Here is a 15,169-nt window from a genome sequence, read left to right as displayed (position 1 = left end):
TGGCCCTTCTATTAGCTTACCAGTCTTATCGCAGTTCGATTTCGATGGCGGCAATCTCGCCATTGCGTACTTTCTCCGCCCATTCGCCGTATACAACAGAACCGTTTACTGTATGTTGTTCGCCATCTTCGGCGGTCAGCTTCAGGGATGCGATGCGCGCGGCGTTTTCTCCGTATGTGGAGGCTTTGCGCGGGTTGCGGTAGCTGACCTCCGTTTTGCCGAGGAAGCGGAAGGCAATTCGGCCTTCAGCATCGAACAGCCAGCCGGGTAGTACCGGCTTGAACTCTAACGCCAAACGTCCATCTTCCGTTACGTGGAAGGGCGTTCCCGCCATCATGCCCACCCACATACTGAGGAATTCCGCCGTAGAGCCGCTCAGCCGCGCATAAAAACCACGTCCCAGCGTTTGCGGATCGGGATTCACCGAGGTAGCGATGAAGGAGGAGTTCTCCAACGTGCTGCGGCCGTAAATCGCCGGGTCCAAGAACGGCACGAGGGAATGCTGCATTTCCTCCTCGTACTCCTCGTAGAGACCATTTTTCAGCAGCTCCAGCACGTACTTGTAAGACATATGCATGAATACGGATTCCCGCTCCAGCCATCCCGGAGTAAAGGCACGGATGCGGCCAATTTCGAGAGATTCATTTTCCAGGCTGACGGATGTTTTGTACATCTTCAGTTTGGGATCATACAAGTCCGTCGCCTTGATGCGGTTATAGATATCGCGTGCCTCTTCGGCGTTATCCACCGTTTTTAGCCAGCGAGCCGGCCCTTCCAAGAAGTGTGGCAGCGCGATGCCTTGAAACTTGCGCACGATTGCCTTGGGCAGTCCGTAGTGGCTCATCGCCGGCTTCCCCGATGCGTCCAGCATCGTTTCGAACTCTTCCGCTTCAAATCGGAAGTAAGTGGGCACGATGCCGCCGCCCATTTCTACCGCGCGCTCGATGCCGAGATCCACCACTTGCAAAAAAGTTCGGCTGATCGCATGCAGATCCTTCAAGGAGACGGCTGTTTCCGCCCCTGTGATGCCGAAGCGGATTTCATCCCGGTAATCTTCCCGCGCCGCCGCTACTCCATCCCAATAAGGGAAGGCGTCGAGCTCGCCCTTTTCACGCTGCTCCGCCAGGTTCGCCGTCTTTTGCAGGAAGCGGTAGATTTCCTCCGGCACCCGCACTTCGCGGTCGGATGCTTCCGCACATGCGGTTGCGAGGAACTGAAGCATCCGCTTCAGCTCAAAGGTTTCGCTCATGCCGGAGCCGATGAGGCCGGGCAGTCCGTTCATGGCATCGTTCCAGCCCGGCTTGTTGCCTTCCATTTCGATGCCCATGCCGTACGGGTCGAGGGTGGCGAATTTGCTCAGGGACAGGGAAAGGATTTTCACCAGCAGATTAGTCCGATAAATCTCTCCGCGGCCTTGCTGTGTCTTCAACCAATGGGTACCGTTCAGAGCAATGCCGAGGGTCTGCATCTTCTCTTCATCGTGGACAACCGAGCCATATTGACGTACGGCTCCGTCTTTCACCACATATTTTTCACTGCGAGGCAATACCCGCACCGGGCTGTCAAAGTAGGCATAGGTTTCGTCGCCGAACAACAGCTCGTTTTTCTTGTCCGGGAACACGGACAGATACGCATCCACCAGGTCCATGTTATAGGTCCAGTGGTCGGACCAGTAGCCCTCGTTGAAGCGGGCTTCGATATTTTGCTCCGCCAGCCCCAACAGACCGTTCAGGAAATCCGCTTCCGGCTGGAGCAGCTCGATGTTCCGGTCAGCGATCAGGTTGATCACCTTGCCCGGTGTGAAGGCTTTACGCGCCAGAGCCGTCAGATCGGCCTGACCGTTTTTGACCGATGCCGCGAGATGAGCGTCCAGTTCAGCCGCTTTTGCCGCAGGAACCGTGAAAGTGGTACCCTCGACGCCCAACGGGTTATAGCCGTCCGCCTGCATCAGGCTGAAGAACATGCGGATGTTGAAGGTGCCCACCTTCGGCTGGAAAAAGACATCGTTGCGCCGGTTTTGGTTGGCGTCGCGGAAATTGCCGTTACCTTGGGAATAAAACTCCGGCAGCAGCGAGAAAAAGTTATAATCCCGCTCCAGGTCGCCGTGCTTGCGGGAGAAAAGATGAACGACCTTCGATGTAGTGCCTGAACCGTTGTTGCCGTCGCCGCCGAAAATAAATGGATACCCACCCCGCAAAAAGTTGTCCAGGTAGCATTGGCGGGCGTAGGCGTCAATCACCGGCACCCCGGTGCGGGTGCTGATGTCCGCCGTCAGTTCGTCCACTAACCGGTTCGCTTCCTCCCGTTTCTCCGCGATATAGGCAGCGGAGCAAACACTCGCGGCCTTGGCATTGATCCGCTCGACCCGAGATACGTTGCCGATCAACGTGTAGAGATTCAGCTTACCCCCTGGGGCGAGCTTTGCGCTTTTGCCGCTGAAGCCGCATGGAATTTTATTGTAGGCGTAAGGAATGCGCTCGCTCAGCTCCGCCAAAGGAACAGCCGCGAAAACGTCAGGATAAGACAACGAACTGTTTTCGCCGAAAACGAGGTCGGGATCGACAATGGGACGCAGCAGATCTTCCTCATCGGAGAAGCTCAAGTAGAAATGGCCGCTGACCACTTCGCTCACTTCTGCCTCGTCGTGGGTGCTGGAACGGTTTTTATAGAAGGGGATGCGGTTCGGCAAATTCTCCACTTCCATCCAGCTGCGAAGCAGATGGCCGATCTCCTTGAACTCCCCGTTTCCTACGCCGTAGGGCAAAATTTCCGGCAAGCCGTCCAACAGCTCGATCTCCCGCTGGCCGTCACCAAGGCTTTCAATCTCCACATGCCGCACCAGCGCCGCAAAATCCTCGCCGGGCACATGAAAATAAACGACGTTAACCTTCAGCCCATGGCGGCTATGGGTTTCCGTCAAGGAAATCTCGTTAGCCTTCACACGCATGACGCGATGGATATCGGGATCGGGACGAAAGGTTTGGAACGGCTCATACAGCTCTCCACCAATCTTGATGAAGGTACGAAACCCGCTGGCTGACACCGTCTTGTAGGCGATGCTGGCCGGCGAAAACTCCATGATCGGGCTGTTTTTATCCTTGATGCCGAAACCGCTGATCGCCTGCCCCCGGTTTACGTAAAACGTCCACATTGGAATACCCTTCAGTCCGGCTAGACCCGGTAAAAAGCTGGCAAAGGGTTTCGCTTCATGATAGTTCTCGATTACAAACGTGTTCTGCTCGAAAGAATAGTTCGCCATTTCGAATACAACCTCCGCAATGCAAAAATGAATTTGTCCTTTAAGTATTTCCGAAACCGGTTTCGTTGGCAAGACTTTTCATGAAAAAAGGAACTGAAATTTCAAAGGAGGGCGCCAGCCCTCCTTTTACTTTTCCAATTCCCATTCCCTATTCATCTATCGGCTATACGTCAAATTCCATTTGCTTCTTGGCCAACGACACCCATTCCAGAGGAGACGGATGAACATCGGATTTGTACTCGGAAGTGCCTATATTAAGTCCCAGTTCAACCTTATATTTATCTTCGATCTCGCTCATGTTGATCGCCGAAACCTTATCTCTTAACCGATTCACGACCACTTCCGCACCTTCCCGGTCCGTTAGGAGCAGCATTCCCCACAATGGAACTGACGGGTTGAGCATATACAGAGAGTCGTTGGTGCGAATACTTGACTCGTTTATTTTGGTCACATCCGCAATAATGTCAATCAGCTCGGTTTCGCTTACGATGCGCTTGAGATCATCCCAGTACTTAACGCTTAGTACCAACAACGTAAGGGGGATCTTATAACGGGTCGAAATCGCCATAAAGACCGTCGCGTCAGATTGGAACGACCGCATGTTTTTTAACCGCGTATTCTCGTCCACCATGACAAGCGATGCGTTCTTTTCCCGAAGCCTGTTGTTTTCATCCTGCAGCTGTCTGTTAGACCGTGTCAGCATCCAAGCAATAACCGTCAAGATCGGTGTCATGATCAGCCAAAAATAGCTATCCGCCCCTATCGTCGCACCTGTCACGACAATCCGGTACAGGGAATACGTGCCGTAACCAAATATGAACAAAATGTTCAAGACCAACCCCGTTGTCGCGGACGTAAAGAAAGTCACCACCGCCAGCAAGAAGGCGACGTTCAATAAAATAATGTTGAGAAAATAATGATCGGAGTCTCCCGCCACGAATACAATGCACACGAAACAGAAGAGCAATAGCAGCAGGAAGGCAATATCCGAGAATAAACTTCCCTTATCGCGTCTCATTGCTTCCCCTCCGCTTCTTACGATATTTGCTAAGCAGCAGGATCAGAGAAACCAGGACGAAGATGAGCACCAAGGCGGCGACAGCGACAAAGCTCATGACGTCCGTTCTTTGCAGCAAATCCTTCACCGTATCCGGCTTCTCCTGCTCAATCTCTTTCTTAAACCGGTAGGATTTAATCGTTCCGTCCTTATCCGTGGCGACACCGTCACCGTAGATTTTCCATCTCGAATTGTCACTATCCAGTAGTTTAGAAGCCAGAGAATAGGATTCGGAGCTGGCTCCCGTAACAGTCAAGAAGGCTAGACCTGCCTTATAGGGCGACTCGATCAACTGAACTACACCCAACCGTTTTCCATAGTCGGCATCAATGCTCATTTTCTCGTTGGACTGAAACCCTTCTCCGCCTGGTCCATATTTAAAATAGAACTTATCGTTATGATCCCGGATGACCTTGTTGTCCAGATAGGTGCCAATCGCAATCACATTGGAATCTTGCAGTTCGCTATCCGCGACATTTTCGTCATAGAAGCGAACCACGCCAGTATTGCCCTCGGCGTATTGACCTAATAAATTAAACAAGTTGGCGATAGTCTGATACGTATACTCATCCTTCTCCCCGGGCAGCACAACGGCAATCTGATTAAATCTACCATCGCGCAAATACGGATTCGGATAGCTGTTAAACAGCAAATCGGATTTATCCTTCGTATTCAGCCGCAATACCGAATCCGGATCAATATAAGCCCACGGCATTTCTCTTGGAGGCTCCACACAGCCCGCGGCTTGCAGTTGCAGATCGAACGCCACTGTGAGGGAGAAATTGCCCGTTATCCCGGCATTAGGAGGGATCGGCAGCTCCAGTGTGTCGCCGTCCGCCAGCTCCGAGGTCAGCTTCTTGCTGCCGATTGGTTTATCGTTCAGCAAAACCGTCACCATCGAACGATTGAAATCCAAATTCTTCGCGTACCGAAAATCAAGGCTGATTTTGCTTGCATCGGCGATTGTGCGGTTTGCCGGCAAGGAGACGAAATACTGCTTCTCCTGATGCATTTCGCCCTTGATCTTGTCCCCCGTCTCGGTCAGCTTCATGTTCTTGGTAATATCGACAGCCGGCGCATCAACATTAGTGCCGCTATCGACCCACTTTGTACTGCCGGTCAGTTGGGCCACCAGTTCCTGATTTGCTAGCATTCGGCCGGCCTTCACCAGCAAATCCGGATTTTTTGACGTAACGACTAAGGTCGGCCGGCCATCTGCCGTCAGTGTTTGAATGACGGCTTTATCCTGGAGCACATTGCCGTCTATCGATTGCTTGTACTCCGCTGGCAAGCTGTCATACAAGGCAATCGCCACAACAAGCTTCTTGTTCACAAGAACGCCGGATTGAAAGCTATCGATCGGAATAACCCGTTCCTTCAGCTGGTTCGCTTTGGCAAAGCCAGAAAGTGCATATACCGCCGCTTCCAATTCGGAAGCTTCACTCTTAACCGGCACCGCGATCACGCCCAAATCGGAACGGATCGTATCCATCCCCGTGAAGCGGTCGTTAAAGTCTGCTATCCCTCCACTTAGCGCCTCATTTCTATAGCTGATCCCCACGTCCGAAGTATCGTAAATCTGCAGCCAATCGTCTTTACTATCCGTCGGCGTGCAAATTTGATAATCGACAGCCGTCCGGACATCCCCATCGATCGAAAGGCTGTTGTTGCCTTGGACAAGGAGTTCCTTTGGTACATTCACTGTCAATCGCTGCTTACCCTCGCTCACAGTGGGCCGGAACGAATAGAATTTCGTTCCATTCATAGTTAGCGTAATACTGGAACTGTCATTCTTAGCCAGCTGCGTCACCTGGTAATCGAGATTAACCTTCACCTCGCTTACGTTCCAATACTTTTCGATCCAGTAGTTAAACTGCTTGGATGTCATCGCTCCCGACATCGAAAGATTCGAGCCTGTTAGAGCGCTAGAATAGGCCATCTGATCGCGATCAGCAGCAGCATACGCCGCTTGTGGGCCTGTTTGAATGACTACCAGCACCAGACACAGCAGTCCGATGATCCAAAACTTTCTGTTCATGCCCTCTCTCCCCCGCGTTTAATAACGTTCTGTTTTATACCATTTCACTTCTCGTTTAAGAATCAAATCCTTCACAAACCCATACATGCCATTTGCAGAAACGAGCATCCACATCTGGCAATAAGAAATGTACATCAGCATAATGAGCCATAGATTGGATAACCGCATTTCTCCCTTCTCCGTCGTCAACGTAATGAAGGTGCCTGTGATAAACAGAATGATAGCTAGCACCCACAGGAAAGTGCTGAAGCTGGCAATCGTCGTATGTACATAACCAAATGCACGCAAGATAAGCAGAAGATCAGACACAATGATGGAAGAGAGCAATAAAACGTATATAGAAATAAAGTAGAAAAGATCGAAGTGTATCCGCCTGGCCGAACGGTCGAAAAACAAAGGGAAGTTTTTGACGATGACGTAAATATTGCCCTTTGCCCAGCGGGTTCGCTGTTTAAACCAAACTTTGACCGTCTGCGGCTCCTGCTCCCAGGTGACGGATTTCGGCTGGAATTTGATCCGATAGCCCATCAGGTAGATGCGAAAGCTGATTTCCGTATCTTCCGCGATGGCCTTTACATCCCAACCACCGATCCTCTCTACGATCTCTCGGCGCATAATGAAATTCGTCCCCGGAATCGTACATAGCTTGAACAGCTTCCATCTCCCGGCTTGAGCCATCCATTGGAACGATAAGGTTTCGATATTAATAAAGCGCGCCAGTACGCTGGCATTGCGATTGCGAGTCCGGAACTTGCCGATGACGGCACCCAGCGTTTGATCATGGGTAATCTCGCTTACCAGATAGCGCAGTGCGTTCTTTTCAGGCGTATTGTCGGCATCGTAGATCGCGATCAACTCTCCCCTGCTCCGCGAGAATCCGATGTTAAGCGCATTGGACTTGCCCTTGCCGCCAATAACGGAGTCCGTGTTGATGATGATCAGGTTGCGTCCGGGATGATCGGCCTGCAGCTGGCCCAGCAGCAAGCTGCTATTGTCGGAAGAGTTATCGTTGATGACGATAATCTCATAACGATCATGAGGATAATTCAGCGAGAGCAAGGATTCTACCGTCTGAACGATGACTTTCCCCTCGTTATGTGCTGGCACCATGATGGAAACGAACGGAGCCTCCCCTTCCAATTCCGGCACAGGCTTGTTCTCATTTTGCAAATAGTATAAATAGCCGGCCACGATCAGAAGCACATTGACGAGCAGCAATGCCCAGATGCAGGTAACCGCGATCAGCATCAATACGTCCACGATGTTCATAGCAATCTCCTATTTGTAAAATTTGCGCCGATATCGCCGGGACCCGACAACGAAGAAGATCCCGAAGATCAACAAAGTCATGGAAATCATCACCGTGAAAAAGTTGTTCTGCACATTGAAAAGTTTTTTCAGACGTTGGGGCTCATGAGACTTGTACAAGTAGTCAGAGCTCACGTCTTGGAGCTTATCGTTCAAGTAGACGGAACGGCCATTCAAGTACAAAATTCCATTTTGAGAGGCCATGACATTTGAATCCGTCTTAACCTGGTGCGATTCATATTTGTAGTCTGCAAAATCCACCCAGCTGTTCATGAGGAAATCGACAATCCGGTCAAGACCTGCCTCATCCTCAGGAAAATCGAAGGTCAGCGCCGCATTCATCGGGAAACTCTGCACCTTCTTGCCTGCTTCCGTTATGAGCCTGAGGTAATCCTCTCCCATGCTATATAGCGAAGAAAGAAAAGGAAGAGAAGTATCGGCCTCATCGCGATAGAGTTTGTTCTCATTAGCGAATAGTACCGTTGAATCAAAAAAGCTCATTCCCTCTGCCGCATATAGCTTATCGTAGGACCAGTACAAGTCTGCGCCAAGCCCCAGAGGCACGATGCCGTTCTGGGCCAAAACATCGATGAACGACTCCATTTTACCGGGTAAAGCGGATTCCCTTTCGCGAATGCCGGATGCCACGACAGGCGCATTCACGAGAATGCTTCCATTCTTCGCCTGCACGTATTTCAGCGCTTCCAGATACCGCTTCATCGCCGGATAATCGGTGTTGCCAAATACCGGCCTCACACTGACGATAAAGGGAATCCCGGCATCATAGAGCTTATCCGCCATATGGGTCAGCAAACTTAGATCCGAAAATGGGTAGATCTCCTTGAACAAAAGGTAGGTCTGCCCTTCTCCCTCGATCGAGAGCCAATCCTTGAGAAGATAAGCCATCGCCAGTTCACTAAGAGTGCCCTGAGCCATATAGGGAACGTAAGCAAGATGCTTGTCCATTACGCCATATGGTGCCTGTACCCCGCTGCTATCGATAGAAATGCTGCCGTATCTCTCGCCGACGGATTGTTCGATATAAGGGACATTGGATGTTTCGCGTGTCGTCTCAGCGTATGGGCCCATCGACAGTCGAATCGTTTCCTGCCCGGCTTCCCGCAAACGAATCCCCAGCCCATCCATCACTCGCTTCGGCGGATGCTCGCCGATGTGGAGATAGTCACCTTCGTAGGTATTGAGATCCTGAAGATAATCCGCATTGGTTATCTCAAGATCCTCCCGATTGCCAACCCCGATCACCTTCCCATACTGCCGAAGCGTGCCCGGTTGATAATCATCAACCCCGGTTATCGTAACCTTCGCTCCGTAAGCCGCCAGGAGCCGCTGCAGCACCTCCACATTTCCTTGGCGGGATGATCCTTTGACCAAACTGTCATAGACGATAAGCACATGGGTTGGCTCTACCTTTGTCGATGCATGTGCCACAGGAGGAGCAGGCAAAGAAAGCAGGAGGGCCATAAACAAGAGCAGCAACTTGATTCTCCGGTTGCGTATCATAAGTTTGCCACCGTATTTGCCTGCTGGCCTATCCTAGGGTTTGGCCCATGGGTGGAGGCATCCTCTCCATCTTTGTCTGTTTCAAGATCTCCCGTCCATAGCCTTTTTCGGATCGCATCCGAAATCAGCAGAAAGGTAACCATATCGAAAGAAGCCGTGAACATGAACTCGTGCTTGGATAAATCGGCGTCTCCCGCTCCGACAATCGAGATCATAATGCCGGACAAGCCCATCATAATCATCATGACGATGAGTGGCAGACGAAGAGCCTTTCGCCATCTCCTTGCTTTTACGGCAGCAATAAACGAAGGGACGTATAAGCCAATTGTCACGATCACCCATATCGTGATAAATCCGATCGTCTTGGGAGCAACCGCAGCCTTCAGCAGGCTATAGCCGGAAAAGAACGTGGTCTGGGCTCCGAACGCCTTCCCAACCGATTTTTCATAATTGCCCATAGCCGGGGGCCGGATTTGAAACGCGCCTTTCGCCGCCAAATTCAACATATTGAAAGCCTGTCCGGGATGGGCGGCATAATAAGTCAGGATCGAACCGAACCCATACTTGTTATAAAAGTCCCGCTCCAGAATGGGCGAATCGACATCTACTGTCGTATACAGCTCGTAATAGATGCTTTTATTCAGAATGGCATACTGCCGATCGATGCCTAAGGACTTTAACGTTTCTTCCGGATCGTCCGATCCCATCAAGATGCCGCGAGTCATCGCATGATACTTATTGATGTTAACGAACTCCTTGGGAATGAGCGTATACGTGCCCACCCCCGCCAACAGGAGCATGACCAGCGCCAAAGCAACACCAGCCCGATACCGCTTACCCCGGCGAATCCAGACCAGGAAGACTCCCATAACCGCGATTATGATGCCGACGGGCGCATTTTGCTGCTTGCTCGTCGTAAGCAAGAGCGCTCCCGCGAAGAAGAGTCCCAGCATGACGTAATCGTTGTATCTTTTGCGATACAAAAGCAAGCCAGCGGCGAGAATAAACAGCATAGATAGGAGAACAATGCTCTCCCCGAAGAACGAATTGAAGTAAGCCGTATAGCCTGTATCCGCAAAAAGGAAGACGGCAAGCGCCGCGATGGGATAGCCGAATTTCGCCGGGACTTTCCAGGTGACGGCCTCTACTAATAAATAAATCGCGATCGTGTAAAATACGGTCAAAATTGCTCCTTGTACCCGAATGTCGAACACCTTGCCGTTAAAAAGTTCATTTACCCACATGGATAGCTTGATGATTAATGTTTGGGACGAGAAGATGGGGGCGCCGCTCTCGTTGAAATATTGAAAAATACCGAATTCTTTTACGAAATAACCAAAATATTGGCTGTCGTAATCCGGAGTGTTAAAGTAGAGGCCATTGCCGTACAAAATCCGGAAATAGTCTCCATTATCCGCCATGCCAATATAAGGCGGCACGAACAGAGCGATGATCGTGATGCTCATTACCCCTAACGCTGCTGCCAACGATGGCGATAGATAACGACCGAGCAGTGCCAGTCCCTGTTTAAAACGCCGATTCGGCTTATCGTCTGCCATCGCACACCGATTCCTTTCTTCCCGTTTTCGTTAATACGCATATGCGATCAGAGCCATCAGGTTATCAAACGAATAGGCTTGCTCGGTCGTCACATCCCCGAAGCCGCCTTGCAAGGGAGTATTTCCATCGTTAACCCGATACTGGTTCATCCTGCGGATGCTCATTTCATACAACTCTTGATCGTCCAACACGGACCCGATCATGGCAGCAAGGGCATAGATCGCGGTCGATTGCACATCGCTAGCTGGTTTTCCGTCCTCTGTATACTGCCCGTATAGCGCGCCTCTTCCAATTTGATCCTTCAAGTATCGGACGCTGGCGGGCTGTTGTTGGCCGATTTCCGCAAGGGACAATATCGTCAGAAGAGATTGCACGGTACTGATCGAACCCTTGCTATATGTACGTGTCTCGTAAAGATAGCTAGTCTTATAGAAGGGGAATCCATCGGAGAGATACCCTCCGCGGACGACATTCAACATGTTGGCGTTCAGCTTTTGCAGGGATTTCTCCGGCACAGGAAGCACCTGTAAGGAGGAAAAGTCGATATAGCACAGGGTAACGGAGTTGTTGGCCGTATGAACGCTGTCGTCGTAAAAGTCGCGCAGGTACCCCTTCACGACGTTGTGCTCATAAAATCTCTGCCCATAGCTTCTCGCTTCCTCCGCATACCGATCGTCGCCGAACGCTGCTCCGGCCTCGGAAAGCGCGCGGATGATCCGCAGATCGTCCACCGCCGCATTCGTGGAATACCGCTTGTGCAGCTTTGGACTATAACGGTAGCTAAACCCGGAATCCAGCGTGAATACCCGTTTTGCGTTCGCCCAAGCTTCATCGAAGAGCTCCTGTTGCCCAGTCAACGCATAATACCGAAGCAATATGCCGGCCGATTCGCTCAGCACTTCATGACCGGTGGCCACCTCATCTCTCTGAGCGGTATCAATAAAATTTGTAAATACACCATCGCCGCCAGACAATCGATCGGTCACGAAACGCTGCAACCGTTCCCGATATTCCTGCATTCCCATGGTATCACCGTAATTTGACGAAGGTCGTGAAGTTGAATTGAGGGGTGAAGTATCCGCGATTTTCGGCTTTCCGCATGAAGCAACCAGGCTAAGAATAGCAATGGCAACCACAAACTTAAAAAGCCTCAATCTCATCGATCCCCACCTCCCTACTAAAGAATGATTCTTCTACTTTCATTTAACCAGCCAAACCTCGCGGATTTCTAAAATGAAATCTAGGTCCTACAGGCTTATTAACCCATTTTCCGAATCCCTAACAACCATCGATCGACATTTTTCGCCGAAAATTTGCCCTCGATCGGCCGATGATGGACAGAATCATATCCCCCTGCAATTTCTCCAGATTAGCATATGTGTATTCTAACCTATGAAATGATCAAGAGTTTTCCCACGAGAACGATAAGCACCTATAATTCTAGGACATTTCTCCCACAAATGCCAATGGTTTTTACATATCAAGGAAAATTTAGGTGACGACCACAACCGCGCCATTAGAGATGAACCTGGTTCTTTTGAATCAACCTAGGTTTTCCAAATATCTTGTGTAATCTCATCCTCTATTCGGCTCTCGGCAAGACTGCCGAACAACCAGCTCAACAGGATGAATCACGGCCTCCTTTGATCCGCCGTTCTCGATGGCGTGGATGAGCAGCTGCGCCGCCCGTGCGCCGAGACCGGCCATGTCCTGCCGCACTGTCGTAAGGCTGGGTGTCAAATAGCGCGCCAGTTCAATATCATCATACCCAATGACAGAAATATCGTCCGGCACATGAAGACCCGCCGCTTGCGCCGCTTGGATTGCGCCCACCGCCAAATTGTCACCAGCGGCAAAAACCGCCGTTGGCCGCTCCTCCGCACGAAGCAGTTCCTCCATCGCCCGATACCCGCTTTCCACCGAATAGTCGAAATGAGCCTCCACGACCCATTCCGGACGCAACTCCAAACCATGCTCCGATACTCCCTGCTCAAAGCCTTCCCGGCGTTTGGTGCCGGCAAATGTCCCCCGTCCGCCCGCGATGTGCGCGATCTTCCGGTGACCCAGCCCATACAAATAGTCGATCGCTTGTCGGGATCCAGCCGCATTATCCGAGGCCAAGGTAACCGCAGCTTCCGTGTCCGAATCCAGCACGACGCAGGGAAGATCCCCTCGAAGCAACTCTGCGTAATCCGCATCCATTGCGTCGTACATAAGCACGGCGACTCCGTCTACGCCGCGCATTTTACCGTGCTCCAGGTAGCTGTTGGCTTTCCCGCCGATATCCTTGCTCAAGAACAGCAGATCATAGCCTGCCGTGGCCGCGGTCTGTTTGAAGCCCTCCAAGACGCCGCCGAAAAAAGGATGCCGCAAGCCCACCCCGGTCTTTTCCAAAAAGAGCAGCCCGATGGTCCATGAGCGCTTCGTCGTCAAGGCTCGCGCTTGGGTATTGGGCAGGTAGCCCATCTCCCGGGCCGTATTTAAGATGTGATCTCTCGTCTTGCGGCTGATGTCCGAATAGTGGTTAAACGCTTTGGAGACTGTCGCTGGCGAGTATCCGGTCCGTTTTGCGATATCGTAAATGGTAGCCATACCCGTTCCTCTCTTTTGCCGATAGTTGAGCTGCGGTTACATTATCCCGCATTTTCATTTGACTCATTGTACCGTTACCCGGAAAAACGCGTCAAATGCGCGGATTGATTGTAGAATTTATCTTGAAGATATTTACAAAATAGTGACGGCGCATGTAAATCATTGACAGATGTTCAAGAAATGAAATAGGATTAAAACCATTAAATCTCATTGGATAAGTAAGAATTGTTCACTGAGCAAAATAGCCTCCGCCCAAGCTGACTGGTCGTCCAGAAGCCGGGACCGTAAACAGGAAAACCTGCATGCGGCCCGGCTTTTGCGTTAACCGGCAGATTTGAAAGAAATGGAGCAAAGAAAGGAGTGAACCCCACTATGGGAGGATGCGGTGTCGGAACCGCCGCCGTACAAGCGGATCGCGCGGAGCAAGAACGCTACGGGCACTTGGCCCGCAGGCATCCGTGCTTCAGCGCGGAAGGGCATTTCAAACATGGACGGCTGCACCTGCCGGTTAGTCCGGCATGCAACATTCAATGCAAGTTTTGCAAGCGGGCTTTTAATAAGGCGGAAAACCGCCCGGGCGTAGCCGCAAGCATCCTGCCCCCGGATAAAGCGGCAGAAACGGTGACGAAGGCGCTTGCTCTTTGCCCGGATATCACCGTAGCCGGCATTGCCGGGCCCGGGGATACGCTGGCTACTCCTCACGCGCTGGAGGCTTTTGAGTTGATCCGGCAGGAGCACCCCGGGCTCATCCACTGCCTCAGCACCAACGGCTTGCTGCTGGAAGGGCTGGCCGAGCGGATTGCCGCAGCCGGGGTGCAAACCGTGACTGTGACGGTCAACGGGGTAGACCCCGGCATCGTGGAGCAGATCGTCTCCGCCATCGTGCTGGATGGCCGGGCGATCCGCGGCCGAGAGGCGGCGGAGACGCTGATCGGAGCGCAACTGGCGGGCATCCGCAAGGCAGCGTCCCTCGGGCTCGTGGTCAAGATCAACACCGTGCTCATTCCCGGAATCAACGATAGCCACATCGGCGAGATTGCCGCCGCGACCCGGGCGGCCGGTGCATCGCTGATCAACGTGATTCCGCTCATTCCCCAGCACGAGTTGAGCCACATCCCCGCGCCCGATTGCTTCCAGCTAAGCGATGCCCGCAGGGCGGCGGAAGAGCATCTGCCCGTCTTCCGCCACTGCCAGCAATGCCGCGCCGATGCCTGCGGCATCCCCGGAGCGGGCCGCGACTTCGCTTCCCAGCTCTACGATCAGCCACTGGAGGAGACTTTCTCCCATGGCTGAACGGGCGGCCGAGGGAACAACTGAGCAGGTGCCCAGCCGAAGTGCGGAAGCGAAGGAGGCCGCAGACGCGGCCATTGCCGGGCAGGCCGGCGACAGCTTTCGGGTGGCCGTCGCCAGCCTGGATGGCGTGCGGATCAACCAGCATTTTGGCCGCTCCGAGCGCTTCTTCATCTACCGGGTAGAAGCGGATGGCCGGGCCGTTTTGCTGGAGGAGCGGGAAGCGCGCCGCCCTTGCGGCAACGGCTCCCACGAGGAGGATGCCTTGGAAGCGGCAGCGGCAGCGCTCTCCGATTGCAGCATCGCGCTGGTCAGCCGCATCGGTCCAGGTGCGGACCGGGCACTTCTTCGCCGGGGCGTCAAGGCTTTCGAGACGCCCGGCGAGCTAATACCGGATGCGATAGATAAGCTCGTCCGCTATCTCATCCGGCTGAGGGGAATCGCGCCCCGAGGCTAAGGGCGGCGAATAGCACAAACGGCTATCCGGCTTAACCTGTACGCGGCGCTGCTTGCTGCATACTAATTACCATTTTTACACACGGGA

General features: G+C 52.4%; 10 protein-coding genes. 2 read left to right on the top strand and 8 right to left on the bottom strand.

What is annotated here, in order from left to right; translation table 11 throughout:
- Window positions 1–25 precede the first annotated feature (25 nt).
- The 8 genes from TJ79_RS21790 to TJ79_RS21755 all read right to left on the bottom strand — a co-directional run bounded on the left by TJ79_RS21790 (window position 26) and on the right by TJ79_RS21755 (window position 13,335).
- Window positions 26–3,259 (bottom strand): hypothetical protein, encoded by a 3,234-nt coding sequence (locus tag TJ79_RS21790; protein ID WP_040952469.1) that lies wholly within the window; start codon window positions 3,257–3,259, stop codon window positions 26–28.
- Between the two features lie 163 nt (window positions 3,260–3,422).
- Window positions 3,423–4,277 carry a diguanylate cyclase gene (locus TJ79_RS21785; protein ID WP_040952468.1) on the bottom strand — a complete coding sequence of 285 codons (855 nt, stop codon included), beginning with the start codon at window positions 4,275–4,277 and terminating at the stop codon, window positions 3,423–3,425.
- Window positions 4,264–6,354, bottom strand: a complete 2,091-nt coding sequence (locus tag TJ79_RS21780; RefSeq protein ID WP_040952467.1) for a cellulose biosynthesis cyclic di-GMP-binding regulatory protein BcsB — start codon at window positions 6,352–6,354, stop codon at window positions 4,264–4,266. Before TJ79_RS21780 ends, TJ79_RS21785 begins: the two co-directional genes overlap by 14 nt.
- A gap of 18 nt (window positions 6,355–6,372) precedes the next feature.
- Complete coding sequence (locus TJ79_RS21775) at window positions 6,373–7,623, bottom strand: glycosyltransferase family 2 protein (RefSeq protein ID WP_040952466.1); 1,251 nt, start codon at window positions 7,621–7,623, stop codon at window positions 6,373–6,375.
- Window positions 7,624–7,632: 9 nt separating this feature from the next.
- On the bottom strand, window positions 7,633–9,183 hold the full coding sequence (locus tag TJ79_RS21770; RefSeq protein WP_040952465.1) for a hypothetical protein: 1,551 nt from the start codon (window positions 9,181–9,183) through the stop codon (window positions 7,633–7,635).
- Window positions 9,180–10,742 (bottom strand): glycan biosynthesis hexose transferase WsfD, encoded by a 1,563-nt coding sequence (gene wsfD, locus TJ79_RS21765; protein ID WP_202903358.1) that lies wholly within the window; start codon window positions 10,740–10,742, stop codon window positions 9,180–9,182. The genes TJ79_RS21770 and wsfD overlap by 4 nt, the downstream gene beginning before the upstream one ends.
- Window positions 10,743–10,772: 30 nt before the next feature.
- Complete coding sequence (locus TJ79_RS21760) at window positions 10,773–11,903, bottom strand: hypothetical protein (protein WP_052339858.1); 1,131 nt, start codon at window positions 11,901–11,903, stop codon at window positions 10,773–10,775.
- Between the two features lie 415 nt (window positions 11,904–12,318).
- Complete coding sequence (locus TJ79_RS21755) at window positions 12,319–13,335, bottom strand: LacI family DNA-binding transcriptional regulator (protein ID WP_040952464.1); 1,017 nt, start codon at window positions 13,333–13,335, stop codon at window positions 12,319–12,321.
- Window positions 13,336–13,707: 372 nt separating this feature from the next.
- Between TJ79_RS21755 and TJ79_RS21750 the strand changes: the two genes are divergently transcribed.
- A complete protein-coding gene (locus TJ79_RS21750; RefSeq protein ID WP_052339857.1) occupies window positions 13,708–14,628 on the top strand; it encodes a radical SAM protein in 921 nt (306 codons plus the stop codon).
- A gap of 127 nt (window positions 14,629–14,755) precedes the next feature.
- Window positions 14,756–15,082: a NifB/NifX family molybdenum-iron cluster-binding protein gene (locus TJ79_RS27610; RefSeq protein ID WP_162162980.1), complete on the top strand. Its 327-nt coding sequence runs from the start codon at window positions 14,756–14,758 to the stop codon at window positions 15,080–15,082.
- Window positions 15,083–15,169 lie beyond the last annotated feature (87 nt).

Source organism: Gorillibacterium massiliense (assembly GCF_000455485.1).
Classification (GTDB): Bacteria; Bacillota; Bacilli; order Paenibacillales; family NBRC-103111; genus Gorillibacterium; species Gorillibacterium massiliense.
Note: the sequence above shows the minus strand (reverse complement) of the source record. Positions and strands in the feature narration are given on the sequence as shown.

Bases quoted from the DNA above. Each gene is read 5' to 3' on its own strand.
- TJ79_RS21770 (WP_040952465.1), bottom strand. From the start codon at position 9,183: ATGATACGCAACCGGAGAATCAAGTTGCTGCTCTTGTTTATGGCCCTC.
- wsfD (WP_202903358.1), bottom strand. From the start codon at position 10,742: ATGGCAGACGATAAGCCGAATCGGCGTTTTAAACAGGGACTGGCACTG.
- TJ79_RS21785 (WP_040952468.1), bottom strand. From the start codon at position 4,277: ATGAGACGCGATAAGGGAAGTTTATTCTCGGATATTGCCTTCCTGCTG.
- TJ79_RS21775 (WP_040952466.1), bottom strand. From the start codon at position 7,623: ATGAACATCGTGGACGTATTGATGCTGATCGCGGTTACCTGCATCTGG.
- TJ79_RS21760 (WP_052339858.1), bottom strand. From the start codon at position 11,903: ATGAGATTGAGGCTTTTTAAGTTTGTGGTTGCCATTGCTATTCTTAGC.
- TJ79_RS21790 (WP_040952469.1), bottom strand. From the start codon at position 3,259: ATGGCGAACTATTCTTTCGAGCAGAACACGTTTGTAATCGAGAACTAT.
- TJ79_RS21750 (WP_052339857.1), top strand. From the start codon at position 13,708: ATGGGAGGATGCGGTGTCGGAACCGCCGCCGTACAAGCGGATCGCGCG.
- TJ79_RS21780 (WP_040952467.1), bottom strand. From the start codon at position 6,354: ATGAACAGAAAGTTTTGGATCATCGGACTGCTGTGTCTGGTGCTGGTA.
- TJ79_RS21755 (WP_040952464.1), bottom strand. From the start codon at position 13,335: ATGGCTACCATTTACGATATCGCAAAACGGACCGGATACTCGCCAGCG.